Genomic DNA, 24,567 nt, shown 5'->3' on the forward strand with positions numbered 1-24,567 from the left:
GCGCATCACAGAAGACTTCGGGCGATGAACGCCCTTCGCAGCACGAGCCCCGCCGCCGAGCGGGTGAGGCTGCAGACCGTACGAGTTCGCGGCACCTCCGGGCCCCTTCCGGATCGGAGCGCAGCCGCCAGATCTGCCGGGAGTGGCCCGCGGAGCCGCCCCGCAAGGAGTGAGCCAGAGATGGCCGATGAGCACAATGATCTTTCCGAATCGCACGACGACGACGCCCAGCGCGAGCTGAGCTCGGACGCGGAGCAGCCCGAACGACGCGACGAGCTCGATGTCGTCGCCGAGGCGGAGGCGATCGTCGACACCGAGGAGCAGGCGGATGCCGCGGTCCTCGCCGATGCGGAGAGCATCGTCGATGACGCCGACGCCGCGGAGGAGGTCGCCGAGGAGGCGATCGTCGCGGAGGCCGAAGGCGTGGCCGCCGAGGCATCCGACCCGTCGGAGACGGCTGCCGAGGACGCGCACGTCACCGAGCAGGTCGTGGAGGCTCAGCAGGGTTCGGATTCCGAGCCGCTCACGGCCGTCTCGCTGGGCCTCCTGCCCGCAGAGTTCGTGTCGCAGGTGTCGACGCAGCTGTTCTTCTACGCGCCCGCGGTCATCGCACAGCCGGTGGCCGACGACGACGAGCGGGACGAGAGCGCACCGAACGCCGGGTCGAGCGCCCGTCGTCGGAACCGCCGTCGCGGCGGCGGCGGGGCGAACGTCGAGGCCGACGATTCCGCCTCGCCCGAGCGCGCGGAGCGCTCCGAACGAGCCGAACGGCCCGAGCGCCCCGAACGGCCCGGCCGTCAGCCGCGTCAGCGCGCTGTGGAGCTCATCACCGAGCCGCAGCGCATCAAGGGGTCCACCCGCCTGGAGGCCAAGAAGCAGCGCCGACGCGATGGGCGTGAGGCGGGCCGCCGCCGCACCGTGGTCACCGAGGCCGAGTTCCTCGCGCGCCGCGAAGCCGTCGACCGGGACATGATCGTCCGATCGAAGAACGGGCGCATCCAGATCGCCGTCCTCGAGGACGACGTCCTCGTCGAGCACTACGTCGCGCGCAGCCAGGAGTCCTCGCTCATCGGCAACGTCTACCTCGGCCGCGTGCAGAACGTCCTCCCCTCCATGGAGGCCGCGTTCGTCGACATCGGCCGGGGGCGCAATGCCGTCCTGTACTCGGGCGAGGTCGATTGGGACGCCGTCGAGACGGGCAACCAGCCGCGTCGCATCGAGCTCGCCCTCAAGAGCGGCGACCGCGTGCTCGTCCAGGTCACGAAGGACCCGGTCGGTCATAAGGGCGCCCGCCTCACCAGCCAGATCTCCCTCCCGGGCCGCTACCTCGTGTACGTCCCGGGCGGTGCGATGAACGGCATCTCGCGGAAGCTCCCCGACACGGAGCGCGCCCGCCTCAAGCGCATCCTCAAGGAGGTGCTCCCGGAGTCGAGCGGCGTCATCGTCCGGACGGCGGCGGAGGGCGCCACGGAGGAGCAGCTCACGCGCGACGTGCAGCGTCTGACCAGTCAGTGGGAGCACATCTCCGCTCAGGTCGAGTCGCAGCAGGCGCCCTCGCTCCTGCACTCCGAGCCGGACCTCCTCGTGAAGATCGTCCGCGACGTCTTCAACGAGGACTTCACCAAGATGTTCATTCAGGGCGAGGACGCGTTCCAGACGATCACGTCCTACCTGGCCGGCGTCGCCCCGGATCTCCTCGAGCGCGTCGAGAAGTACGAGGACGAGCAGGACCCCTTCGACCGCTTCCGGGTGACGGAGCAGATCGAGAAGGCGCTCGACCGCAAGGTCTGGCTGCCGTCGGGCGGATCGCTCGTGATCGACCGCACCGAGGCGATGACGGTCGTCGACGTCAACACCGGGAAGTTCGTCGGCTCCGGCGGCAATCTGGAGGAGACCGTCACCAAGAACAACCTCGAGGCGGCGGAGGAGATCGTCCGCCAGCTGCGTCTGCGCGACATCGGCGGCATCATCGTCGTCGACTTCATCGACATGGTGCTCGAGTCCAACCGCGATCTCGTGCTGCGCCGGCTCATCGAGTGCCTGAGCCGTGACCGCACGAAGCATCAGGTCGCGGAGGTCACCTCCCTCGGCCTCGTGCAGATGACGCGCAAGAAGCTCGGCCTCGGGCTCCTCGAGACCTTCAGCGAGCCGTGCGAGGTCTGCGCCGGCCGTGGCGTCATCGTCCACCACGACCCCGTGGTGCGCCACCGCGGTCAGGCGCCGTCCGGCGGATCCTCGAACCCGCGTCGACCGCGTGCCGCCCCGCAGTCCGGGTCCGGCGCGTCGGCGAATGGCGGCACGCACGTGATCACCGAGGGCGCGAAGTCCGCACTGGCGGCGATCGCGGCATCCACGATCCACCCCGCGGTCGAAGAGCCGGTCGCGGCGCCCGCGCCCGCTGCCGAGGCCCCGGCCGAAGCCCCGAAGAAGCCCCGCCGCAAGCGCGGCGAGGCGCGACCGCGCGCCGAGAAGCCCGAGAGCGCGGCTCCGCGGACCGAGAAGGACCTGCTCCTCGACTCCGTGCTGAGTGCGCTGCCCGAGCCGAAGGCCCCCGGCCAGGGCCGTGGTCGACGGCGCGTGACGACGGCGGCGCTCAGCGGCACCCCGGTCGACGCGACGCCGGTCGCCACGGAGTCCTGACCCGACCGCTCCTGTCAGCGGGGGAGGCGGCGCTCGCGAGCGGTCACGCGCAGTCCGGAGGCGATCAGCCGTCGGACCAGCTCGTGGCCGCTCACGTGCGTCGCACCGGCGGCGATGAGCCCGTCCACCGCGCTCGCGGGGACGTCGTAATGATCGCGATCGAATCCTCGGCGCGGGATGTCATTGGCCGCGGCGAAGCGGTGGAGCTCGTCGAGATCGCTGTCGCTGACCAGGTGCGCCCAGAGCGTGCCGTGGGCGGGCCAGCGCGCGTCGTCGATGAGGATCACCACCCCCTCATGCTAGGCAGTGGCACCGACGCAGACGACACGCGGCGGCGTGCTTTTGCCGGAACCGCCTGCATCCGGTAAAGTAGTCCCTTGGTGCGTCGAGGTTCCGCCTCCGCGCCCGCAGACTCGTCAGGGGCGTTTCGCTCCGCAGGACAACTGGAGCCGAGTGCTCCACAGAAGAAACAGGTGTGAAGTGGTTTACGCAGTTGTGCGCGCCGGCGGCCGGCAGGAGAAGGTGGAGGTCGGCACGATCGTCGTTCTCGACCGCCAGCAGGCGAAGATCGGCGACAAGATCGAGCTTCCCGCCGTCCTGTTCGTCGACGGCGATGCCGTCACGACCGACGCCGACAAGCTCGCGAAGGTCACGGTCACCGCTGAGGTCCTCGGCGAGGAGCGCGGCCCGAAGATCGTGATCCAGAAGTTCAAGAACAAGACCGGCTACAAGAAGCGCCAGGGGCACCGTCAGGACCTCACGCGCGTCAAGATCACCGGCATCAAGTAAGCCAGGGGAGAAGACGAGATGGCACACAAAAAGGGCGCGAGCTCTACCCGTAACGGTCGTGACTCCAACGCACAGCGCCTCGGCGTGAAGCGCTTCGGCGGCCAGCAGGTCCTCGCCGGCGAGATCATCGTCCGTCAGCGCGGCACGCACTTCCACCCCGGCGCGAACGTCGGTCGTGGCGGCGATGACACGCTGTTCGCCCTCGAGGCGGGCGCGGTCCAGTTCGGCACGAAGGGCGGCCGCAAGGTCGTCAACATCGTGGCGGCGGCCGAGTAAGAGCACCACACACTTCTGCGAGGGGCGGGCTTCGGCTCGCCCCTCGCGCGTATTCCCCGGAAGAGGAGACCGACATGGTCAGCTTCGTCGATCGCGTCACGCTGCATCTGCGCGCGGGCAAGGGCGGCAACGGCTGCGTATCGGTGCGCCGGGAGAAGTTCAAGCCTCTCGCCGGCCCCGACGGCGGCAACGGGGGGCACGGCGGCGATGTCGTGCTCGTCGCAGACCCGCAGGTCACCACCCTGCTGTCCTACCACCACTCGCCGCACCGCAGCGCCGGCAACGGCGGATTCGGGATGGGAGACAACCGCTCCGGCGCCATGGGGGAGACCCTGGAGCTGACGGTCCCCGTCGGAACCGTGGTGAAGGACGAGGCCGGAGAGGTCCTCGCCGACCTCATCGTCCCGGGCATGCGCTTCATCGCGGCGCCCGGCGGCCAGGGCGGACTCGGAAACGCCGCGCTCTCGAATCCGAAGCGCAAGGCGCCCGGATTCGCCCTGCTCGGCACGCCCGGCTGGGAGGGGGACGTCGCCCTCGAGCTCAAGACCGTCGCCGACGTCGCGCTCGTCGGCTTCCCCTCGGCGGGCAAGTCGAGCCTGATCGCCGCGGTGTCGGCCGCTCGGCCCAAGATCGCCGACTACCCGTTCACGACCCTGCATCCGAACCTCGGTGTCGTGCAGGCGGGAGAAGTCCGCTTCACCGTCGCAGATGTGCCGGGCCTCATCGAGGGCGCCAGCGAGGGCAAGGGGCTCGGGCTCGAGTTCCTGCGCCACGTCGAGCGCTGCACGGCGCTCGTGCACGTCCTGGACTGTGCGACCCTCGAACCGGGCCGTGACCCCCTCAGCGACCTCGACGTCATCCTCGACGAGCTGCGCAACTACCCCGTGCCGGAGGGGCAGATCCCGCTCCTGGAGCGCCCACAGCTCATCGCGCTCAACAAGGTGGACGTCCCGGAGGCGAAGGATCTCGCCGACCTCGTGCGGCCCGATCTCGAAGCGCGCGGCTACCGCGTCTTCGAGATCTCGACGGTGAGCCACGAGGGCCTGCGCCCGCTCACCTTCGCCCTCGCCGACATCGTCGCGCGTCACCGCGCCGAGCAGGCTGCCGCCCCCGTGCCGGAGCGCGTGATCATCCGCCCGAAGGGGTCGGAGAAGGAGTTCACGATCCGTGTCGAAGGCGGCACGTACGGTGACATGTTCCGGATCCTGGGCGCGAAGCCGGTGCGCTGGGTGCAGCAGACCGATTTCCAGAACGAGGAGGCCGTGGGCTTCCTCGCCGACCGCCTGGAGAAGCTGGGCATCGAGGACGAGCTGTTCCGCGTCGGCGCCGTCGCGGGATCGACCGTCGTGATCGGCGAGGGCGACGGGGTGGTCTTCGACTGGCATCCGTCCCTCGCATCCGCCGCCGAGCTGATGACCGCTCCGCGCGGCACCGACCCACGGCTCGACCTCAACCCGCGTCGGACGACCTCGCAGCGGCGCGAGCGCTATCACGAGCGCATGGATGCCAAGGCGGAGGCCCGCGCCGAACTCGAACAGGAGCGCATCGGCGGGGGGCAGGGCGCCGCCTGGGACGACGAGGAGGAGGCGTGAGCATCCTCGAACGCGCCGATCTGCTCGGTGCGCGCCGCGTCGTCGTCAAAGTCGGCTCCTCCTCGATCAGCGGGGAGAACGCCGAGAAGATCGGCCCGATCGTCGAGGCCCTCGCCGCCGCGCACGCACGGGGCACGGAGGTCGTGCTGGTCTCCTCGGGCGCGATCGCGACCGGCATGCCCTACCTGGCCCTCGACGAGCGTCCGGTGGACCTCGCGACCCAGCAGGCGGCTGCCGCCGTCGGCCAGAACGTGCTGATCTACCGGTACCAGGACGCGCTTCGTTCCTTCGCGATCGTGGCCGGTCAGGTCCTCCTGACCGCGGGCGACCTGGAGAACACGACGCATCGCTCGAATGCGCGTCGCGCGATGGAGCGTCTGCTGGGTCTGCGGATCCTCCCGATCGTCAACGAGAACGACACCGTCGCGACGCACGAGATCCGCTTCGGCGACAACGATCGACTCGCGGCCCTCGTCGCCGAGCTCATCGGCGCCGATGCCCTCGTCCTCCTCAGCGACATCGAGTGCCTCTACACGATGCCGCCGAACGAGCCGGGCGCGCGCCCGATCGAGACCGTGGCTTTCGGAGAGGACCTCTCCGCCTTCCAATTCGGGTCCGTCGTCGTCAACAGCGTCGGAACCGGGGGAGCGGCCACGAAGGTATCCGCCGCGCGGCTCGCCGCGGCGGCGGGGATCGGCGTCCTCGTGACGAGCGCCGACCTCGTGAGCGACGCTCTGGCCGGCGCGCAGATCGGCACGTGGTTCGCCCCCGACACGAGCGTCGTGCCGAGCTCCCACACCGGGACGACGCGCACGTCCGTCGCCGCGTCCTGAGTCCCTCCCTCCCCTCACGTCCGCTCGGCTCCGCGGGAGCCCTCGCTAGACTGGCGCCATGACGATCACGGTCACCACCGCGCGCGAGCGCATGGAGCTCGCGAAGGATGCCGCGCGCTCCGTCGGCCTGCTGGAGGACGCGACGAAGGCGGATGCTCTGCGGGCCATCGCGACCGCGCTGGAGGCGAACGCAGCGGAGATCGTCGCGGCGAACGCCGATGACGTGGCACGAGGCCGCGACGGCGGGATCTCGGACGGTCTCCTCGACCGCCTGCGCCTGGATGAGACCCGTGTGCGCGCGCTCGCATCCGCGGTCCGAGACGTGGCCGAGTTGCCCGACCCGGTCGGGCGGGTGCTCGATGAGCGGATCCTCCCGAACGGCGTCGGGCTGCAGAAGGTCGCGGTGCCGTTCGGCGTCGTCGGGTCGATCTACGAGGCCCGCCCCAACGTCACCGTCGACATCGCCGCTCTCGCCCTCCGCTCGGGCAACGCGGTCGTGCTGCGCGGAGGGACCGCTGCGCAGTCGAGCAACGCCGCGCTCGTCGCCGTCATGCGCGGCGCCCTGCAGGAGCGGGGCATCGACCCGGAGGCCATCCAGACCCTCGACGACCTCGGCCGCGACGGGGCGGACGCCCTCATGCAGGCCCGGGGCCTCGTCGACGTGCTCGTCCCGCGAGGGAGCGCAGAGCTCATCGAGACGGTCGTGACCCGCTCATCCGTACCGGTCATCGAGACGGGCGCGGGGATCGTGCACATCGTCCTCGACTCGACGGCACCGCTCGAGTGGGCCCAGCAGATCGTCGTGAACGCGAAGGCGCAGCGACCGAGTGTCTGCAATGCGGTGGAGACGGTTCTCGTCCTCGCCGACGCCGCCGAGAGACTGGTCCCGCCGGTCGGCACGGCGCTGCACGATGCCGGAGTCACCATCCACGGCGACGACGCGGTGCGCGCTCTCCTGCCCGGCGTGGTCCCTGCGACGGACGAGGACTGGGCGACCGAGCACATGAGCCTCGACCTGTCCATGCGCGTCGTCGCGGACCTCGATGAGGCGCTCGCGCACATCCGCCGCTACTCGACCCACCACACCGAGTCGATCATCACGACCGACGACGCCAACGCCGAGCGCTTCCTCGCCGAGGTGGATTCCGCCGTCGTCATGGCCAACGCCTCGACCCGTTTCACCGACGGCGGCGAGTTCGGGTTCGGGGCCGAGGTGGGCATCTCGACCCAGAAGCTCCACGCGCGGGGGCCGATGGGGCTCCCCGAGCTGACGAGTACGAAGTGGCTCGCGCGCGGCTCCGGTCAGATCCGCCCCTGAACCGCGTAAACTCGAACCACCCGAATCGAACGGAGCCTCAATGACCCTCGCCACGATCATCGCCCTCGCCACAGAGACGGCTGAGCATCACGGCAACGTCCAGGGGGAGACGTTCGTCTTCGGAGTGATCGCCTTCGTGGTGTTCGTCGCACTCGGCGCCGTCACCCTGTCGTACCGCAACGTCGCCAACCGGCACGCACACAAGGCCGAGGCCTACGCCAAGGCGCACCCCGTCGACCAGGCGCAGGTGGGCCACGGCCACCACTGAGGTCGGCCCATGGTTCAGGCGCGCGCCCCACGCATCGGGGTCATGGGTGGGACGTTCGATCCCATCCACCACGGGCACCTCGTCGCGGCGAGCGAAGTCGCTCAGTCCTTCGATCTCGATGAAGTCGTCTTCGTCCCCACGGGCATCCCGTGGCAGAAGGAGAAGGTCACCGAGAGCGAGCATCGCTATCTGATGACCGTCATCGCGACGGCATCCAACCCGCAGTTCACCGTCAGCCGGGTCGACATCGACCGCGACGGACCGACCTATACGATCGACACCCTCCGCGATCTGAAGACCTCCCGGCCGGATGCCGAGCTGTTCTTCATCACCGGAGCCGATGCCGTCGCGCAGATCCTCAGCTGGCGCGACCACGACGAGCTGTGGCAGCTCGCCCATTTCGTCGCCGTGTCGCGTCCCGGCCACGTCCTCAGCACGGAGGGGCTCCCCAGCGAGGACGTGAGCCAACTGGAGATCCCGGCCCTGGCGATCTCCTCCACCGACTGTCGCGCACGGGTGCGTGCGGGGAACCCGGTGTGGTACCTCGTCCCCGACGGCGTCGTCCAATACATTGCGAAGCATCACCTGTACCGGAGCGAGGCATGAGCACACCCGATCAGCCCGACACCCCCCAGCTGACGCGACGTCAGCTCAGGGAGCTGCGAAACACCGCGTCCACCCCGATCATCACGCCCGAAGAGGCCGCCGCCAACGCGGAGTCCGTCGCGGCGCCCCTGCCTCGCGCGGCCGAGCCGCTCCCCGCCGAGCGTCCCGCCGCCGCCGAGGACGTCGACCTGGGCGCGCCTGCCCTCACCCGTCGCGCGGCACGTCAGCAGGAGCGCCTGCGGACGGCGTCCGTCCCCGTCATCGACGGCGCGCAGGAGGGCGAGGACCAGGCGAGCCAGGACGGCGAGCCGGGCGAGGACCAGGACGTCGCGCTCTCGGCCGACGAGACGCCCTCCGAGCCGGATGCCGGGGACGACGGTCGTGATGACGCCTCGGACGACGGCGGCGGCGAGGACGCCGCTGGTGGTCACGCCGACGATGGCACCGCCGCCGATCACGACACCGCTGAGGACAGCGCGCCCGAGGTCACTCCCGAAGAGATCGCTGAGACCGCGGACGACCTCGCCGAGGCGCAGTCCGAGGCCCCCGACATCGAGGTGAGCGACGACGAAGCTCCGCCCGCCGCGTCCGCCGCGTCCGACGGGACGGGGGAGGACGAGGAGGACGATCCCGCTCCGCGAGCCGTCGTGGCGCCGTCGTTCGGATCGGGACTGCTCGCCGGGGAGGGCGTCGAGCTCGAGCTGCCCGCGTCCTTCGACCAGCTGCTCACGCGAGGGAACTCGTCCACCGGGTCTCTCGGCGCCTCCAACGCGCTCATCCTCTCCCAGACGCCCGACACGGGCGCGTTCGTCTCCCCGATCGCATCGACCGGCGAGGTGCTCGTCACGGGCACGTACAACCTGCCCGAGTCGTTCGGGTCCACCGGCACCTCGCGCGGCTCGTCGGACGGCAAGGAGATCGATGCGATCCTCATGGACGGGGAGCTTCCCGCGACCTCGTCTCCGACGCCGATCGCCGCGAGCGCGGCCATCAGCACGATCAAGAGCGCGGAGGACATCATCAGACCTCCCGCTCCCGAGAAGGGGAGCCGACTCATGATCGCGCTCGGAATCACTGCGGGGGCTCTCGCCCTCGCCCTCATGGGCGTCCTCATCGTCGCCCTGTTCACCGGAGCGTTCCAGTGAGCGTGGGCGCGCGTACGCGCGAGCTCGTCGAGATCGCCGCCGCGGCGGCCGACAGCAAGGGGGCGGAGGATCTCGTCGCTTTCGACGTTTCCGAGCCGCTCCCGCTGGTGGACGCCTTCCTCCTGGCGACCGGCACGAGCGAGCGCAACGTCGCCGCGATCGCCGACGCGATCGAGGAGGCGATGCTCGAGCAGGGCGTGAAGCGCCTGCGCCGCGAGGGCAAGCATGAGGCCCGCTGGATCCTCGTGGATTTCGGTGACCTCGTCGTCCATGTGTTCCACGAGCAGGAGCGCGTGTTCTACGGTCTCGAGCGCCTCTGGAAGGACTGCCCGATCATCCCGACGGGGGTCACCGCCGACGCGCCCGAATGAGAGGCCGGTTCGTGGCATCCCGCAGCGTGTAGTAGCATCGAAGGGTTGCCGCGGGAGCGGTGACATCCCAGAGAATGGGCCTGTGGCGCAGCTGGTAGCGCACCTGCATGGCATGCAGGGGGTCAGGGGTTCGAGTCCCCTCAGGTCCACAAAAGCCCCCGATTCGTCGGGGGCTTTTCCGTGCCCGCGGAGCCGTCGCCAAGGCGCGCCACCGCGACGACGGTGTACGTGGGATCCACATTCCTGAGTGGAACCTGTATGTCCGCTCCGAATGGGACTACGGTCTTCTCTGGCGGGAAAACATCCCGACCGACTCGACCTCGGAGGGGACGAATGAACTTCTTCCAACGGCTCGGCAGATCGATCATGCTCCCGGTGGCTGTGCTGCCGGTCGCGGCGATCCTGTCCGGCATCTCGTACTGGATCACCTCGGCTGCGGGTGCGAACGTCGTCTCGACGTTCCTCGGTGCTGCGGGCGGTGCGCTGCTGGACAACATGCCGCTGCTGTTCGCCGTCGGCGTCTCGATCGGCATGGCGAACAAGACCGACGGAACGTCAGCGCTCGCGGGCCTGGTCTCGTGGCTGTCGATCACGACCCTCCTGAGCCCCGCCAACGTGCAGGGCCTCATGGGGATCGCGACCGTGGAGGACGTGAACCCCGCCTTCGGCAAGGTGCAGAACGTCTTCGTCGGCATCATCGCCGGCCTCATCGGCGCGTGGTGCTACAACAAGTTCAAGGACACGAAGCTTCCGGACGCCCTCTCCTTCTTCTCGGGCAAGCGTTCGGTCGCCATCGTCACCGCGGGTCTCTCCCTCGTCGTCGCCGTGATCCTCCTCTTCGTCTGGCCGGTGGTCTACGGCGGCCTCGTCTGGTTCGGCGAGTGGATCTCGACCCTCGGCCCCTTCGGTGCCGGCCTCTACGGCTTCTTCAACCGGCTCCTCATTCCGACCGGCCTCCACCACGCGCTGAACTCGGTGTTCTGGTTCGACGTCGCGGGAATCAACGACCTCACGAACTTCCTCAACGGCTCCAACGGCGACGGCGTGTACGGCGTCACGGGCCAGTACATGGCGGGCTTCTTCCCGGTCATGATGTTCGGCCTCCCGGGCGCCGCTCTCGCGATGTACATGACGGCCAAGACCACCCGCAAGAAGGTGACCTACGGCATCATGCTCTCGGCTGCCGTCGCCTCCTTCTTCGTCGGCGTCACCGAGCCGCTCGAGTTCTCGTTCATGTTCGTCGCACCGTGGCTCTACCTCGTGCACGCGGTGTTCACCGGCATCTCGGTCGGGATCGCGGCGCTGCTGCCGACGCGCCTCGGGTTCGGCTTCTCCGGCGGGTTCATCGACATGGTCCTCCAATGGATGAACCCGCTCGCCCAGAACCCGTGGATCCTGCTCCTGATGGGCGTCGCCTGGTTCTTCATCTACTTCTTCACGTTCTACTTCCTGATCAAGCGCTTCAACCTGAAGACGCCCGGTCGCGAGGACGAGATCGACACGCAGGATGCCGACAACATCGAGACGAGTCTGACCGGCTACCACGGCACGGCGGAGAAGTTCATCACCGCGCTCGGCGGCAAGGACAACATCATCGACGTCGACAACTGCGCGACACGGCTGCGGATGGAGATCGGCGACACCTCGAAGGTCGACGAGCACGCGCTCAAGCGTGCCGGCGCCGCCGGCACCATCAAGACCGGTGGTCACTCGGTGCAGGTCGTCTACGGCCTGAACGTCCAGTTCGTGAAGGATGCCATGGACGACCTCATCTCGGGCCGCACCGCCCGTATCGAGGCAGCGGAGGCCGCGGGCGACCTCCCGGGGCGCGGCGCGGCGGAGCAGGGCTTCGCCGCAGGGGTCGGAACGGTCCTCGGCGTGCCGAACGTCGCGGCCTCGGCGATGGCGGCCGGTGCCGCACTCGACGCACGCGAGCGGACCTCGCCGTCCCTCACGCTCCGCCAGCCGGTCGCAGGACGGGTCCTGGCGCTCGCTGAGGTTCCCGACCCGATGTTCGCACAGGGGACCATGGGGCCCGGTGTCGCCATCGATCCGAGCGGTGACACGATCATCGCGCCGGCTGCGGCGACCGTGGCATCCGTCTTCCCGACGGGGCACGCCATCGGGCTCGTGCTCGAGGACGGCACCGAGCTGCTGATCCACATCGGCATCGACACGGTGGGCCTGAAGGGCGACGGGTTCGAAACCCTCGTCAACACCGGCGACAAGGTCGAGGCCGGAACGCCCCTGATCCGCTTCGACGCGGACAAGATCCGCGCGGCGGGCCTGTCGGCGATCACCCCGGTGATCGTCCTGAATGACGAGAACGCGACGGTCGCCTTCTCCTGAACGACACTCTCAACGGGCCGGGGCGATGAGCTCCGGCCCGTTGTTGCGTACATTCCCGACCTCGCGCCCGACCTCGCGCAGGGCGAGTCCGTCGACGATCGACGGCGCCGCGTCGATCGTCGCGTCGAGCAGGTCGCCGACATTCTCCGTCGTCGGATCGAGCCACACGTCGGCGTAGTCCGCGTCGATGAACAGCGGCATCCGCTCGTGGATCGACCCCAGCGCGCCGGTGGCCGCGCGGGTCATGATCGTGCAGCTGAGCACCCACCGGGTCGGATCATCGTCCTTCTTCGCGGGGTCCTTCCACCACTCGTAGAGCCCGGCGAACAGCAGCGGGCCGTCGTCGACGGGGTGGATGTAGTAGGGGACCTTCACCCCGTCCTCCGTGTGCCATTCGTAGTAACCGGATGCCGGGATCACCGCGCGTCGCTTCACGAGGGCCTGTCGGAACATCGGCTTGCCCTCGACCTCCTCCGCCCGCGCGTTGAACGCCTTCGAGCCGATCGCGACATCCTTCGCCCAGGCGGGCACGAGTCCCCAGCGTGCCGCCTCGAGCCGCCGCGTGGGAGGCTCGGTCTTGGCCGAATCGAGCACGACCGCGACGCGATCGGTCGGGGCGATGTTGAAGGACGGGCCCGGGAGGTCGTCGGCCTCCAGGTCTACGCGGAGCATACTCACGAGCTCCGCACCGCTCTGGGCCACGACGAAACGTCCGCACATGCCGCCAGCCTACGCAGGGCCTCCGACGTCGCGCCGCTCAGCCGCGGATGATCAGTCGCGGGGAATGACCCCGACCTCCGTCAGCTGATCGAGCAGGCCGGCGCCGTCGGAGTCGGAGACCCACGGAACGCCTGCCGCCGAGTGGTCGTTGACAGCGGTCCGGCCGCCGGCGAGGACGGCCTCGGCGGGGGAGAGCTGTCGGATCGCGACCGCCGTGACGTGATCGGGGAACTCGCTCGTGAAGTCGGTGTACAGATCGTCGTCGAGCTGTCCGTCATCGCCGATCAGCATCCACTTGACGTGCGGGAACTCCTGAGCCAGGCGCCGCAGGTTGTGCTGCTTGTGCTCTCGTCCGCTGCGGAACCATCGATCATGCGTCGGGCCCCAGTCGGTCAGCAGGAGAGCCCCGGGAGGGTAGAGGTGGCGCCGCAGGAATCGCTGGAGCGTGGGCGCCACATTCCACGCACCCGTGGAGAGGTAGACGACCGGCGCCCCCGGGCGATCTCGGAGAAGCCGCTCGATGAGGACGGCCATGCCGGGGACCGGCTGGCGGGCGTGTTCGTCGAGCACGAACGAGTTCCACGCCGCCACGAAGGGGCGGGGGAGGGCCGTGACCATGACGGTGTCGTCGATGTCCGAGATGACGCCGAACCGGACGTCGGACCCGACCACGAAGACACGCGTCTCGAAGGGGTCCGACCCCTCCACCGACATCGTGATCGGCTGCCAGCCGGGCTCGAGACGCGCGGGCAGCACCGTGTCGACGACGCCGCCGCGGTCGGCGACGACCTCGTGCGCGACCCCGTCCACGGTCACCGTCACCTGGGCGTAGCCGACGGGCACGGAGGCGAACGACCGCCAGCCCCGGACGCTGGCGTACTCGCCGCCGCCACGGGTGCGGACAGGCGGGACGATCAGGACGCGCCCGAGCACGCGTACCCAGTCCTCACCGCCGTATCCCGGGTAGGCGGCCACGCTCGGGGTGTTGCCACGGGCACGCGCGCGGCGCTCGCGCCAGGCGTGGAAGCGGTACTCCAGACGCGCGATCCACAGCACCTTCGTGCGGGGTGCGGGTGCGGCGGCCATCGCTTCAGTCTTCCACGTCCCGGACCGCCGGGTGGTCCTCCTGCGCCTCGCGGCTCATGTGACGAGCCTCCGAGCGGACGATGACGCGCTTGGCGATGTACGCGAGAACGAGGAAGACGACGATGATCGCCACGAACACGTAGCCGGCGTAGTGCAGGCGATCGGCGAGTTCGCGGTAGGTGCCCGCAGCCGCGGCCCCGACCCCGACGTAGGCGATCGCCCAGATCGTGCAGGCCGGCGCCGTCCAGGCGAGGAAGCGCCGGTAGGCGAATCCGCTCATCCCGACCGTCAGGGGCACGAGGGAGTGGAGGACGGGCAGGAAGCGCGACAGGAAGATCGCCGGCCCGCCACGACGGCGCAGGTAGAGCTCGGAGCGCGCCCAGTTGTGCTCGCCGATCTTCACGCCCAGGCGCGAGAAGCGCAGACGGGGACCGAGCCACCGCCCGAGCCAGAACCCGATGCTCTCGCCGATCAGTGCGCCGATGACGACCACGACGACGAGGATCGCGCCCTCGGCGAGGGAGCCGACGGCCGTCGAGGCGACGATGACCACCGTGTCGCCGGGCACGATGAGCCCGACCAGGACGCTCGTCTCGAGCATGATCGCGACGCCCGCGAGAACCGTCCGCAACACCGGGTCGACGCTCTGCACCGCGTCCAGGAGCCACGTCAGCCACTCGTTCACCGTCTCAGCCTAGGGTGCCGTCTCCATCACCGCCCTCTACTGTGAGGGGATGCCCATCCGCCCCCTCGCGCTGCGCATCGAGTGGGTCGATCCCGCCGAGCTGTATGTGCGGGGCCCGGCCCACGAGCCCCACGGCTTCTGGCTGGACGCGGGTCCGGATGCCGCGGAGGGATGGAGCCACCTCGGCGTGGGCACGCCTGCTGCGGAGCCGCCCCGCGATGCGCCGCTCGGGGATGCCGACCCGGGTGGCGACGCGGTCGGTGGGCCGTTCCGGGGTGGTTGGGTCGGCTGGATCGGCTACGACGGCGGCGCCTCGCGCGTCGGCGCACCGTCGACCACCGACACCGACACCGCCGCCGATACCGCCGCGCCGGACACCGCCGGGCTCCGCGTGACACGCCTCATCGCCTTCGACCACAGCCGCGGCGAAGCGTGGCTCCTCGCCCCCGAGGACGAGCGAGCGGATGCCGAGGCGGAACTGCGGCGCTGGCGTTCCTCCACGCCGATGCGACCCCCGGCGGACGGGCTGGGCGTCGCGGTCGCGGCGCGGACCGCGCGGGCACGGCACACACCCGCCGAGTACGAAGACCTGATCTCCCGGTGCCGCGCCGCGATCCGCGCCGGGGATGCCTACCAGCTGTGCCTGACCACCCGATTCGAGGTCGCCAGCGATGCGCCCCTCGACCCGGTCGCGGTGTACCTCGCGCTGCGGGACGCGCTGCCGGCCCACCACGGCGGGATCATCCGGGTGGGGGTGCATGCGCTCCTCAGCGCCAGCCCCGAGCGGTTCCTCGAGGTCGCGCGGGGCATCGTCCGGACGCGCCCCATCAAGGGGACGCGGCCGCGCGGAACGGACCCCGCCGCTGACGGCGCCCTGGCGGCGGAGCTCGAGGCATCCGTCAAGGAACGCGCGGAGAACGTCATGATCGTGGATCTCATGCGCAATGATCTTCAGCGGGTCTGCCATCCGGGCTCCGTCGCGGCGGAGAAGCTCCTGGAGGTGGAGTCCTACCGCGCCGTGCACCAGCTCGTGAGCACCGTCGCGGGACGCCTGCTCCCCGGGACGACGCTCGGCGCGCTGCTGGATGCCACGTTCCCCGCGGGGAGTATGACGGGTGCGCCGAAGCTCTCCGCGATGACGATCCTCCACGCCCTCGAAGCCGCTCCCCGGGGTGTCTACGCCGGCTGCTTCGGATGGGTCGGGTCAGATGGCCGGCTCGACCTCGCCATGACGATCCGCTCGATCGTCCTGCACCCGCGAGGCGCGTACGTGGGCGCGGGCGGAGGCATCACCTGGCTGTCCGACGCCCGCGAGGAGGTCGCGGAGGTCGCGGTGAAGGCTCGAGGACCGCTCGGCGCGCTCGGCGCCGTCATCCCGTCGGGGTGGGTGAGCACGTCCGGTAATCTGGAGAAACGTGCGTGCACGTCTTCCCGCCCCAAGATTGGTCCTTCTCCATGAGCAGTCCCGCTGACACCGCCGCCGACTCCGGCGCGTTCGACACGCACGCCATCCAGGAGAAGTGGCAGCGGGCCTGGGCCGAGAAGGACCCGTTCCGCGCCGGCGGCGACGAGGACACGCGCCCCCGCAAGTACGTCCTCGGGATGTTCCCCTACCCGTCCGGGGATCTCCACATGGGTCACGCGGAGAACTACGCCTACGTCGACGTGGTCGCGCGCTTCTGGCGCCACCGGGGCTACAACGTCCTGAACCCGATCGGCTGGGACAGCTTCGGGCTGCCCGCCGAGAACGCCGCCATCAAGGGCGGCGCGGGCTCCGACCCCCGCGAGTGGACGTACGCCAACATCGACCAGCACAAGAAGAGCTTCCGCGAGTTCGGATCCTCCTACGACTGGAGCCGCGTCCTCCACACGTCGGACCCGGAGTACTACCGGTGGAACCAGTGGCTGTTCCAGAAGCTCTACGAGAAGGGCCTCGCCTACCGCAAGGACGGCGTCGTCAACTGGGACCCGGTGGACCAGACCGTCCTCGCCAACGAGCAGGTCCTGCCCGACGGCACGTCCGAGCGCAGCGGCGCCGAGGTCGTGAAGAAGAAGCTCACGCAGTGGTACTTCAAGATCACCGACTACGCCGACCGGCTGCTCGACGACCTGAACCAGCTCGAAGGGTTCTGGCCGCACAAGGTGCTCCAGATGCAGCGCAACTGGATCGGCCGCTCGGTGGGCGCCGACATCGACTTCGAGATCGAGGGCCGCGACGAGAAGGTCACCGTCTTCTCCACCCGCCCCGACACCCTTCACGGGGCGACGTTCATGGTCGTCGCGCCCGACTCCGACCTCGCTGCCGAACTCGCCGCCGGTGCGCCCGATGACGCGCAGCAGCGCTTCCGCACCTACCTCAAGGCCGTGCAGAAGACGAGCGAGATCGAGCGGCAGACCACCGACCGCCCGAAGACCGGTGTCTTCCTCGACCGCTATGCGGTCAACCCGATCAACGGGGTGCGCCTGCCGATCTGGGCCGCCGACTACGTCCTCGCCGACTACGGGCACGGTGCGGTGATGGCCGTTCCCGCGCACGATCAGCGCGACCTCGACTTCGCGCGCGCGTTCGACCTGCCGGTCACCGTGGTCGTGGACACGACGGCGCCCGTCACCGGGGCGATCCCGGTGATCGAGCTCGACGACGACGGCGTGCCGATCGACCCGGGCCCCCAGCTGGACGACATCGACCCGGCCGTCACCGGGATCGCCCTCACGGGCGACGGTCGCCTGACGAACTCCGGATCGCTCAACGGCATGAGCAAGCGCACCGCGATCGCCCGAGTGATCGAAGAGCTCGAGGCATCCGGCACCGGCCGGGCGGCAAAGACCTACCGCCTCCGCGACTGGCTGATCTCCCGTCAGCGGTTCTGGGGTACGCCGATTCCCATGATCCACACCGAGGACGGTCGGATCGTCCCGGTGCCGGAGGACCAGCTGCCGCTCCTCCTCCCGGACGCCCGCGGCCTCGACCTGAAGCCCAAGGGCGCATCGCCCCTGGGTGCGGCGACCGACTGGGTCCACACCGTCGACCCGGAGACGGGCGAGCCGGCGCTGCGCGACGCCGACACCATGGACACCTTCGTCGACAGCTCGTGGTACTTCCTGCGCTTCCTCTCGCCCACGGATGCCACGGAGCCCTTCTCCGAGCGGCAGGCGCTGCGCTGGGCTCCCGTCGACTCCTACATCGGCGGCGTGGAGCACGCGATCCTCCACCTGCTGTACGCGCGCTTCATCACGAAGGTCCTCTTCGATCTCGGCATGATCGACTTCACCGAGCCGTTCTCCTCCCTCATCAACCAGGGGATGGTCCTCCTCGGCGGATCGAAGATGTCCAAGAGCAAGGGCAACCTCGTCGAGTTCGCCTCGAGCATGGTCGAGCCGGGAGCCGATGCGAGCCGCGTCGCGATCGTGTTCGCCGGACCGGTCGAGGACGACATCAACTGGGAGGACGTCTCGACGACCGGCGCCCAGAAGTTCCTCGCGCGCGCCCTGCGCGTCGCGCACGATGTCGACAGCCCGGCGGATGTGGTCTGGGCCGAGGGCGACAAGGCTCTCCGCCGCGTGACGCACCGACTGTGGGCGGACGCCCCCGGGCTCGTCGAGCAGACCAAGTTCAACGTCGTCGTGGCGCGTCTCATGGAGCTCGTCAACGCGACGCGCAAGACGATCGACGGGCCCGCGGGGCCGAAGGATCCTGCCGTCCGCGAGGCCGCCGAGGCGGTCGCGATGATCCTGGACCTGTTCGCCCCGCACACGGCGGAGGAGATGTGGTCGGTGCTGGGGTACGAGCCGTTCGTCGGCCTCGCGACCTGGCGCCAGCCGGATCCGACGCTCCTCGTCGAGGAGTCGGTGACGGCGGTCGTTCAGATCGACGGCAAGGTCCGCAGCACCCTCAGCGTCCCCGCGCGGATCGGCGCCGACGAACTCGAGCAGCTCGCCCGGGGCGACGAGAAGGTGCTTCGCGCGCTCGCGGGGCGGGAGATCTCCCGCGCCGTCGTGCGCGCCCCGAAGGTCGTGAGCTTCACCACGTCCTGAGGCGTCGTCGCGCTCTCCACAGGGGGGCGACGGCGGCGGTTGTCCACGGATCGCCGCCCGGCGGATTCCCGGCGGGCGGCGCGCTGTCACAGTGTCGAGGTGAGCGGCGCGACCCTCGATAGACCCGCCCGGCGCACTCTCGGCGTCGGGGCGGCGATCGTGCTCGTGCTGGTCGCCGCGGCGGCGTCCGTGCTCATCGGCATCGTGCGGGGCGCGGGCGCACCCGACACCGCCGGCGAACAGGTCTCGGTCGCGACGGAGAGCGGCGGCCCGGCACTGCCCGCCGTCTACGTCCACGTCTTCGGCGCCGTCGGTCACCCGGGGCTGTACCGGCTGGAGGACGGCGCCCGCGTCGTGGACGTGATCGCGGCGGCCGGCGGTCTCTCGGCCGACGCGGAGGAGAGCGCCGTCAACCTCGCGCGACGGGTGACCGATGGAGAGCAGCTGCGGATCCCGGTGGCGGGGGAGGCCCCTCCCGCGACCGGAGCGCCGGGAGTCGCCTCCGACGGTCGCGTGAATCTGAACACCGCCGATGCCGCAGCGCTGGACACCCTGCCGCGGGTGGGGCCCGCGATCGCCGAGCGGATCATCCGCTGGCGGGAGGAGAACGGCTCCTTCACGAGCGTCGACGACCTGCTCTCGGTCCCGGGGATCGGCGACAAGATGCTCGCCTCCCTGCGCGATCTGGTGACGGTATGACCCGGGGAGCCGCCGCGACCAGCCGGACCATCGCGCGCCCGCAGTCTGCCCGCGACGCACCCACGCCCCGGCCGACGCCGAGCCTCCAGCGTCTCCGCCGGAGGGATGCCCGGATGGTTCCCGTCGCCGCGGCATCGTGGGCTGCGGCCGCGTTCGCAACGCTCTCTCCCGGAGCCGCGGCACCCGCGGCGACAGGACTGTGGGCGGCCACCGCCGTGCTCCTCCTCCTCGCCCTGCGCCGAGGGGGTCGGGGCCGGAACGGATGCGCCGTGGCGGCCATCGCGCTTGCCGCCGCGGCGGCCGTCTGCACCCACGTCGCGGCCGCCGCACCCGTACGGGAGGAGCTCTCCGCTGTCGAGATGGATGGCGGACGCGCGCTGACCGTGGAGGTGCGAGTCGTCGGCAAGGTCGAGACGGATGCCCGGGGATTCCGCTTCGACGGCACGCTCGTCAGCGTCCGGCGCGGGCAGGACAGGGAGGGGGAGAAGCGCTTCCCCGGCGGTGTTCCCGTCCTCGTGCGCGTTCCGGCGGTGGCCTCGGACCTCGACCTGGGCTCGCTGGTGAAGGCGCGCGGAACCGCGTGGCCGAGCGAGCCGGGGCGACGGGCCGTGCTCGTCGTCGACGCGGCGGAACAGCCGACGGTCATCGAGCCCGCCGCGGGCCCGCTCGCCGCGGCCGCTGCGCTCCGACGAGGTCTCGTCGACCTCACGACGTCGCTCCCGGCTCCCGGCGGCGGCCTCATCGCCGGGCTCGCGGTCGGCGACACGAGCGCCGTGACCCCCGAGCTGGATGCCGCGATGAAGGCGTCCTCGCTGTCCCACCTCACCGCCGTCTCCGGGGCGAACTGCGCGCTCGTGGTCGCCGGGGCGTTCGGTCTCGCGGCGGCGGTGCGCCTGCGCAGGGCCGTGAGGGTCGGAGCGGGTCTTTCCGCCCTCATCGCCTTCGTGGTCCTCGTGACGCCCGAGCCGAGCGTCGTGCGGGCGGCCGCGATGGCGGCCATCGCCATGCTCGGCATCCTGCTCGGGCGCCCGGGGGCCGGGCTCTCCCTGCTCACGACAGCGGTGGCGATTCTGCTCGTGAGCGACCCGTGGCTCGCGCTGTCGCTCGGCTTCGCGCTGTCGAGTGCCGCGACCGGCGCCCTCCTCGTCGGAGCGGGGCCTCTGGCCGACGGTCTCGCCCGCTGGATGCCGCGGGCGCTCGCCCTCGGCATCTCCGTGCCGCTCGCCGCGCAGCTGGCCTGCGGACCCCTCATCGTCCTCATCGCACCGCAGTTGTCGGTGTACGGCGTGGCGGCCAACCTGCTGGCCGCACCCGCAGCGCCGGTCGGGACGATCGTGGGACTGGCGGCGTGTCTGACGGCGGGCATCCCGTACCTCGGCACCGGGCTCGCGGCCCTCGCCTGGCTCCCGGCGACGTGGATCGCGGGAACCGCCACGACGTTCGCGGGCCTGCCGGGGAGCGTCGTCGCCTGGCCGCAGGGCGTGGGCGGGCTCGTCGCGCTGGCCGTGCTCGGGGCGGCGGTTTCCGCCCTGGTGGTGCCCACCCGGCCGCGCGTCCGCATCGCCGCCGCCTGGACGATCGCCGCGGCGGTGGGCATCGGCGTTGCGCTGGGTCCGGTCGCGGACACGGTGGAGCGGACGCGATTGCCGACCGCGTGGGCGATCGCGGCGTGCGACATCGGGCAGGGCGATGCCGTCGTCGTCCGCGCCGGCAGGTCGATCGCGCTCATCGACACGGGTCCGGACCCTGCGCTCCTGGAGCGCTGTCTCGCCCGCCTCGACGTCTCCCACATCGACCTCCTCGTGCTGACGCACTTCGACCTCGACCACGTCGGCGGGGTCGCGGCCGTCCGCGGACGGGCGGGGACCGTCCTCCACGGGCCCTCATCCGGCCCCGAGGACGACCGCATGATCGCCGACCTCGCGGCGGAGGGCGCGCGGCCGGTCCAGGCGCTGCGGGGGATGACGGGGACGCTGGGCCCGGCCCGCTGGCGCATCCTCTGGCCGAAGCCCGCGATCCCGGGCGGCAACGATGCGAGCGTCGTCGTCGAGATCGAGGGCGGCGGCGTCCCGGCATCTGTCTACCTCGGCGATCTCTCCCAGGAGGGGCAGCGGGCGATGTCCACGGGCGCGGTCCTCTTGGACCGCTACGACGTCGTGAAGGTCGCCCATCACGGCAGCGCCGATCAGGATCCCTCCTTCTACGCGCGCCTCCGGCCAGCGGTCGCCCTCGTCTCGGTGGGGGAGCGGAACACGTACGGGCACCCCCGGCAGGAGACCCTGGCCATGCTCGCCCTGGTCGGCGCGCAGACGCTCCGCACCGACCAGGGCGGCCTCAGCGTCGTGTGGCGCGACGGTGAGGGACTCCGCCGCTGGCAGGACCGCGCCCCGTCCGCGGCGCCCGCACCCGCTGTCGGGAGTGCTGGGTAGGCTGAGAGCATGAGCCCCGCGCCGCGCCGAGCAGCCTCCCGCCCGGCATCCGCGATCCCTCAGATCTCCTGGCGCGCCCCGCAGCCGGCGCCCGTGGTGCTCGTATCGGGGCCCGAGGAGGTGTGCGCGGAACGCGCGATCGCCGGGCTGCGAGACTACCTGCGCGCGGAGGATGAGAGTCTCGAGGTCTCCGACCTCCGCGCCGACGACTACGCAGCCGGCAGCCTCCTGGGTCTCACCTCGCCGTCGCTGTTCGGCGAACCGCGCCTCGTGCGCGTCTCCGGCGTCGAGAAGTGCTCCGACACCTTCCTCGCCGAGGCCCTCGCCTACATCACCGCCCCCCAGGAGGGCGCGACCGTCGTCCTGCGGCATACGTCTGCGAGCGTCCGCGGCAAGAAGCTCCTCGATGCGATCCGCGCGGGTCAGGGCGCGGGGGTCGAGATCGCCTGCCCCGCGGTGAAGCGCGACTCCGACCGGTTCGATTTCGCCGCGGGAGAGTTCCAGGCCGCCCGCAAGAAGATCGCCCCCTTGGCGCTCCGAGCCCTTGTGGGAGCATTCAACGACGACCTCACCGAGCTCGCGGCGGCGTGCCAGCAGCTCATCTCCGACGTGCCGGGGGACATCAGCGAGGAGGTGGTCGAGCGCTACTACGGCGGCCGGGTGGAGACGTCGGCGTTCACGGTCGCGGACACCGCCATCGCCGGGCGCTACGGCGACGCCCTCGTGGCCCTTCGTCACGCGCTCGCCAGCGGGGCCGATCCCGTGCCGCTCGTCGCGGCGATCGCATCGAAGCTGCGGACCATGGCACGCGTCGCCGGCAGCCGGGAGCCGGCGGGCGCGCTGGCCGCACGGCTCGGGATGAAGGACTGGCAGGTCGACCGCGCCCGTCGCGACCTCACCGGCTGGAACGAGACGTCGCTCGGAACGGCCATCCAGGCGGCGGCGCGGGCGGATGCCGAGGTCAAGGGCGCCTCGCGGGACCCCGTGTTCGCGGTCGAACGACTCGTCACCGTGATCGCGACACGCGCCCCGTTCGGCGCCTGAGGCGCTCCGGCGCTCGCGCCCCGGTCCACCGCGAAGGGCCCCGGCCCGCCGAAGCGGGGCCGGGGCCCTTCGTCAGGACGGGGTCGCCCTGCGTATCACGAGTGATCTCAGGCGCGCGGCGCGTCCGAATCGGTGGCCGTGTCGGGGGCGACCTCGGCATCCGGGGCCGTCTCGTCGGCGGTACCGAACTCGATCTCCGGCTCGTCCGCGACCGTGGCGGGGGCCGTGGCAGGGGCCGCAGCGGCACGCGCCTCGGCGCGCGAGGCAGGCGCGTCCACGACGGGCTCGCTCTCCCACACCGGAGCAGCGGTGACGTCAGCGACCTCGACCGCCTCGACGGCCGGAACGGCGCGCGCACCGACGGCCGCGCTGAGGGCGCCGAGGGTCAGCGCGAGCGCCAGACCCACGAGCCCGACGCCGACGAGGATGGCTCCGACCACGGCCCAGGTCTGACCGGCGTACACCTCGACACCGGTGGCGCTGCCGTCGGTGAGGGTGGCGGCCATGACCGAGAGCTTCATGATGAGCAGGGTGGCGCCGCCGGCGATCGCGGCGAGGGATCCCGCCACGAGCACCCAGAACGGGATGCTGCGGCTGAGGCGGGTGGTGGGCATGCGGAACTCCTTCATGTCGTGCCGCCTCGTTCGATGCGGCATCTCGACTATCTGCGAACCGCCCGAGAGCGGGCGATGCTCCACCTATGATCCCGCTGTGGAGCCGTCCGCGAAAGTCAGGGTGGCGCGCGGCGCCTTCAGGTGCATCACGACGGCGGTCATGGCGGCGACGAGCGACACCGCGAGGACCATGTGGATGTTCACGAGGGCGATCGGCAGGCCGGTGCGCGCCTGCCAGAGCCCGACGACGATCTGCAGCGCCTCCACACCCAGGAGGAGCCCGCTCCACAGCGGCAGACGCAGCACCGTCGGCATCCGGAACGATCCGGCGAAGACGAGAAGCGTGAGCGCGAAGAGGATGTACGCCGGCCAGCTGTGCACGTGCTGCCAGAGGATCGGGTCGAGGCCGTTGCGGGCAGCCTCGTCATCACCGGCGTGCGGGCCGGACCCGGTGAGCAGGATCCCGATCACCACCGTCACCACGACGAAGACGCTCGTCACGTGGACGAGAAGGGCGAAGCGCTGCGGCACCGCCCGACGGCGCGGACCGGGCTCCGCGTACACGCGGACGACGTAGGCGGCGGATACCGCGACGAGGGCGGCGGAGATCAGGAAGTGCAGCCCGACGATCGCCGGGTGGAGGTGGAGCCAGACCGTGACTCCGCCGATGACAGCCTGCAGGATGATCCCGATCCCGACCGCGAGCGTGAGCCGCGGCAGTTCGGGCCGGGCGTTCCACAGCCGCACGACGGAGAGGAACGCGAGGAGCGCCACGATCACGAGGACACCGGTCAGCGTCCGGTTGCCGAACTCGATCAGGCCGTGGATGCCGAGCTCCGGCGTCGGGACGAGCGATTCCGCCGTGCAGGTGGGCCACGTCTCGCAGCCCATGCCGGATCCGGTGAGGCGGACGAGCCCGCCCGTTCCGACGATGCCGATGTTCGTCACGAGGACGAGCCACGCCATCACGCGGGTGTAGCGGGTCACGACGGGGGGCATCAGCGCGTCGCGCAGCGCGGTGCGCTCCGAGGCCTGGGCCGGTGCGGCGGGCGCGTGGGACATGGGTGT

General features: G+C 70.8%; 22 protein-coding genes and 1 tRNA gene. 17 read left to right on the forward strand and 6 right to left on the reverse strand.

The annotated features are described in order from the left end of the window. Nucleotides 1-180: 180 nt before the first annotated feature. Nucleotides 181-2,640 (forward strand): Rne/Rng family ribonuclease, encoded by a 2,460-nt coding sequence (locus J0P97_RS10420; RefSeq protein ID WP_215487730.1) that lies wholly within the window; start codon nt 181-183, stop codon nt 2,638-2,640. A 14-nt stretch (nt 2,641-2,654) separates the two neighbouring features. Here J0P97_RS10420 and J0P97_RS10425 read toward each other — a convergent pair whose 3' ends face one another. Next, the gene (locus J0P97_RS10425; protein WP_215487731.1) at nt 2,655-2,930 is read right to left on the reverse strand and encodes a DUF4031 domain-containing protein; all 276 of its coding nucleotides are present in this window, start codon (nt 2,928-2,930) and stop codon (nt 2,655-2,657) included. A 190-nt stretch (nt 2,931-3,120) separates the two neighbouring features. On the opposite strand from J0P97_RS10425, the gene rplU reads away from it, so the two are divergent. The 11 genes from rplU to nagE all read left to right on the forward strand — a co-directional run bounded on the left by rplU (nt 3,121) and on the right by nagE (nt 12,187). Further along, complete coding sequence (gene rplU, locus J0P97_RS10430; RefSeq protein WP_215487732.1) at nt 3,121-3,429, forward strand: 50S ribosomal protein L21; 309 nt, start codon at nt 3,121-3,123, stop codon at nt 3,427-3,429. 18 nt (nt 3,430-3,447) lie between these two features. Then, complete coding sequence (gene rpmA / locus J0P97_RS10435) at nt 3,448-3,705, forward strand: 50S ribosomal protein L27 (protein WP_215487733.1); 258 nt, start codon at nt 3,448-3,450, stop codon at nt 3,703-3,705. 74 nt (nt 3,706-3,779) lie between these two features. Continuing rightward, on the forward strand, nt 3,780-5,297 hold the full coding sequence (obgE, locus tag J0P97_RS10440; protein WP_215487734.1) for a GTPase ObgE: 1,518 nt from the start codon (nt 3,780-3,782) through the stop codon (nt 5,295-5,297). Then, complete coding sequence (gene proB / locus J0P97_RS10445; RefSeq protein WP_215487735.1) at nt 5,294-6,130, forward strand: glutamate 5-kinase; 837 nt, start codon at nt 5,294-5,296, stop codon at nt 6,128-6,130. Before obgE ends, proB begins: the two co-directional genes overlap by 4 nt. A 58-nt stretch (nt 6,131-6,188) precedes the next feature. Further along, nucleotides 6,189-7,448, forward strand: a complete 1,260-nt coding sequence (locus J0P97_RS10450) for a glutamate-5-semialdehyde dehydrogenase (protein WP_215487736.1) — start codon at nt 6,189-6,191, stop codon at nt 7,446-7,448. A gap of 40 nt (nt 7,449-7,488) precedes the next feature. After that, on the forward strand, nt 7,489-7,716 hold the full coding sequence (locus J0P97_RS10455) for a hypothetical protein (RefSeq protein WP_215487737.1): 228 nt from the start codon (nt 7,489-7,491) through the stop codon (nt 7,714-7,716). Between the two features lie 9 nt (nt 7,717-7,725). Continuing rightward, a complete protein-coding gene (gene nadD, locus J0P97_RS10460) occupies nt 7,726-8,322 on the forward strand; it encodes a nicotinate-nucleotide adenylyltransferase (RefSeq protein ID WP_215487738.1) in 597 nt (198 codons plus the stop codon). Further along, complete coding sequence (locus J0P97_RS10465; RefSeq protein ID WP_215487739.1) at nt 8,319-9,467, forward strand: hypothetical protein; 1,149 nt, start codon at nt 8,319-8,321, stop codon at nt 9,465-9,467. The genes nadD and J0P97_RS10465 overlap by 4 nt, the downstream gene beginning before the upstream one ends. After that, entirely contained in the window at nt 9,464-9,838 is a 375-nt protein-coding gene (gene rsfS / locus J0P97_RS10470; RefSeq protein WP_215487740.1) for a ribosome silencing factor, read from the forward strand. The genes J0P97_RS10465 and rsfS overlap by 4 nt, the downstream gene beginning before the upstream one ends. 76 nt (nt 9,839-9,914) lie before the next feature. After that, nucleotides 9,915-9,987, forward strand: a tRNA-Ala gene (locus J0P97_RS10475). 184 nt (nt 9,988-10,171) lie between these two features. Further along, nucleotides 10,172-12,187 carry an N-acetylglucosamine-specific PTS transporter subunit IIBC gene (gene nagE, locus J0P97_RS10480; protein WP_215487741.1) on the forward strand — a complete coding sequence of 672 codons (2,016 nt, stop codon included), beginning with the start codon at nt 10,172-10,174 and terminating at the stop codon, nt 12,185-12,187. Nucleotides 12,188-12,196: 9 nt separating this feature from the next. On the opposite strand, the gene J0P97_RS10485 is transcribed toward nagE, so the two are convergent. Genes J0P97_RS10485 through J0P97_RS10495 form a run of 3 tightly spaced genes read right to left on the reverse strand, consistent with a single transcriptional unit; the run spans nt 12,197 to nt 14,678 of the window. Beyond that, complete coding sequence (locus J0P97_RS10485; RefSeq protein ID WP_215487742.1) at nt 12,197-12,907, reverse strand: SOS response-associated peptidase; 711 nt, start codon at nt 12,905-12,907, stop codon at nt 12,197-12,199. Nucleotides 12,908-12,958: 51 nt separating this feature from the next. After that, on the reverse strand, nt 12,959-13,993 hold the full coding sequence (locus J0P97_RS10490; RefSeq protein ID WP_215487743.1) for an App1 family protein phosphatidate phosphatase: 1,035 nt from the start codon (nt 13,991-13,993) through the stop codon (nt 12,959-12,961). Nucleotides 13,994-13,997: 4 nt separating this feature from the next. Further along, nucleotides 13,998-14,678, reverse strand: a complete 681-nt coding sequence (locus J0P97_RS10495) for a DedA family protein (RefSeq protein WP_215487744.1) — start codon at nt 14,676-14,678, stop codon at nt 13,998-14,000. Nucleotides 14,679-14,727: 49 nt separating this feature from the next. Here J0P97_RS10495 and J0P97_RS10500 point away from each other — a divergent pair, with 49 nt between their 5' ends. The 5 genes from J0P97_RS10500 (at nt 14,728) to holA (ending at nt 22,885) form a co-directional block, all read left to right on the forward strand. Further along, a complete protein-coding gene (locus J0P97_RS10500; protein WP_215487745.1) occupies nt 14,728-16,137 on the forward strand; it encodes an anthranilate synthase component I family protein in 1,410 nt (469 codons plus the stop codon). Beyond that, nucleotides 16,134-18,713, forward strand: coding sequence for a leucine--tRNA ligase (gene leuS / locus J0P97_RS10505; protein WP_215487746.1), 2,580 nt, complete (start codon nt 16,134-16,136; stop codon nt 18,711-18,713). Before J0P97_RS10500 ends, leuS begins: the two co-directional genes overlap by 4 nt. Before the next feature lie 99 nt (nt 18,714-18,812). Further along, nucleotides 18,813-19,412 (forward strand): ComEA family DNA-binding protein, encoded by a 600-nt coding sequence (locus J0P97_RS10510; protein WP_215487747.1) that lies wholly within the window; start codon nt 18,813-18,815, stop codon nt 19,410-19,412. Between the two features lie 113 nt (nt 19,413-19,525). Next, the gene (locus J0P97_RS10515) at nt 19,526-21,841 is read left to right on the forward strand and encodes a ComEC/Rec2 family competence protein (protein ID WP_246540234.1); all 2,316 of its coding nucleotides are present in this window, start codon (nt 19,526-19,528) and stop codon (nt 21,839-21,841) included. 9 nt (nt 21,842-21,850) lie between these two features. Beyond that, nucleotides 21,851-22,885 (forward strand): DNA polymerase III subunit delta, encoded by a 1,035-nt coding sequence (gene holA, locus J0P97_RS10520; RefSeq protein WP_215487749.1) that lies wholly within the window; start codon nt 21,851-21,853, stop codon nt 22,883-22,885. A gap of 107 nt (nt 22,886-22,992) precedes the next feature. On the opposite strand, the gene J0P97_RS10525 is transcribed toward holA, so the two are convergent. Beyond that, complete coding sequence (locus J0P97_RS10525; protein ID WP_215487750.1) at nt 22,993-23,499, reverse strand: dinucleotide-utilizing enzyme; 507 nt, start codon at nt 23,497-23,499, stop codon at nt 22,993-22,995. Nucleotides 23,500-23,583: 84 nt separating this feature from the next. Then, a complete protein-coding gene (locus J0P97_RS10530) occupies nt 23,584-24,561 on the reverse strand; it encodes a COX15/CtaA family protein (RefSeq protein ID WP_215487751.1) in 978 nt (325 codons plus the stop codon). Nucleotides 24,562-24,567 lie beyond the last annotated feature (6 nt).

Origin of the sequence: Microbacterium flavum, from assembly GCF_018717645.1 — a bacterium.
Taxonomy (GTDB): Bacteria; Actinomycetota; Actinomycetes; order Actinomycetales; family Microbacteriaceae; genus Microbacterium; species Microbacterium flavum.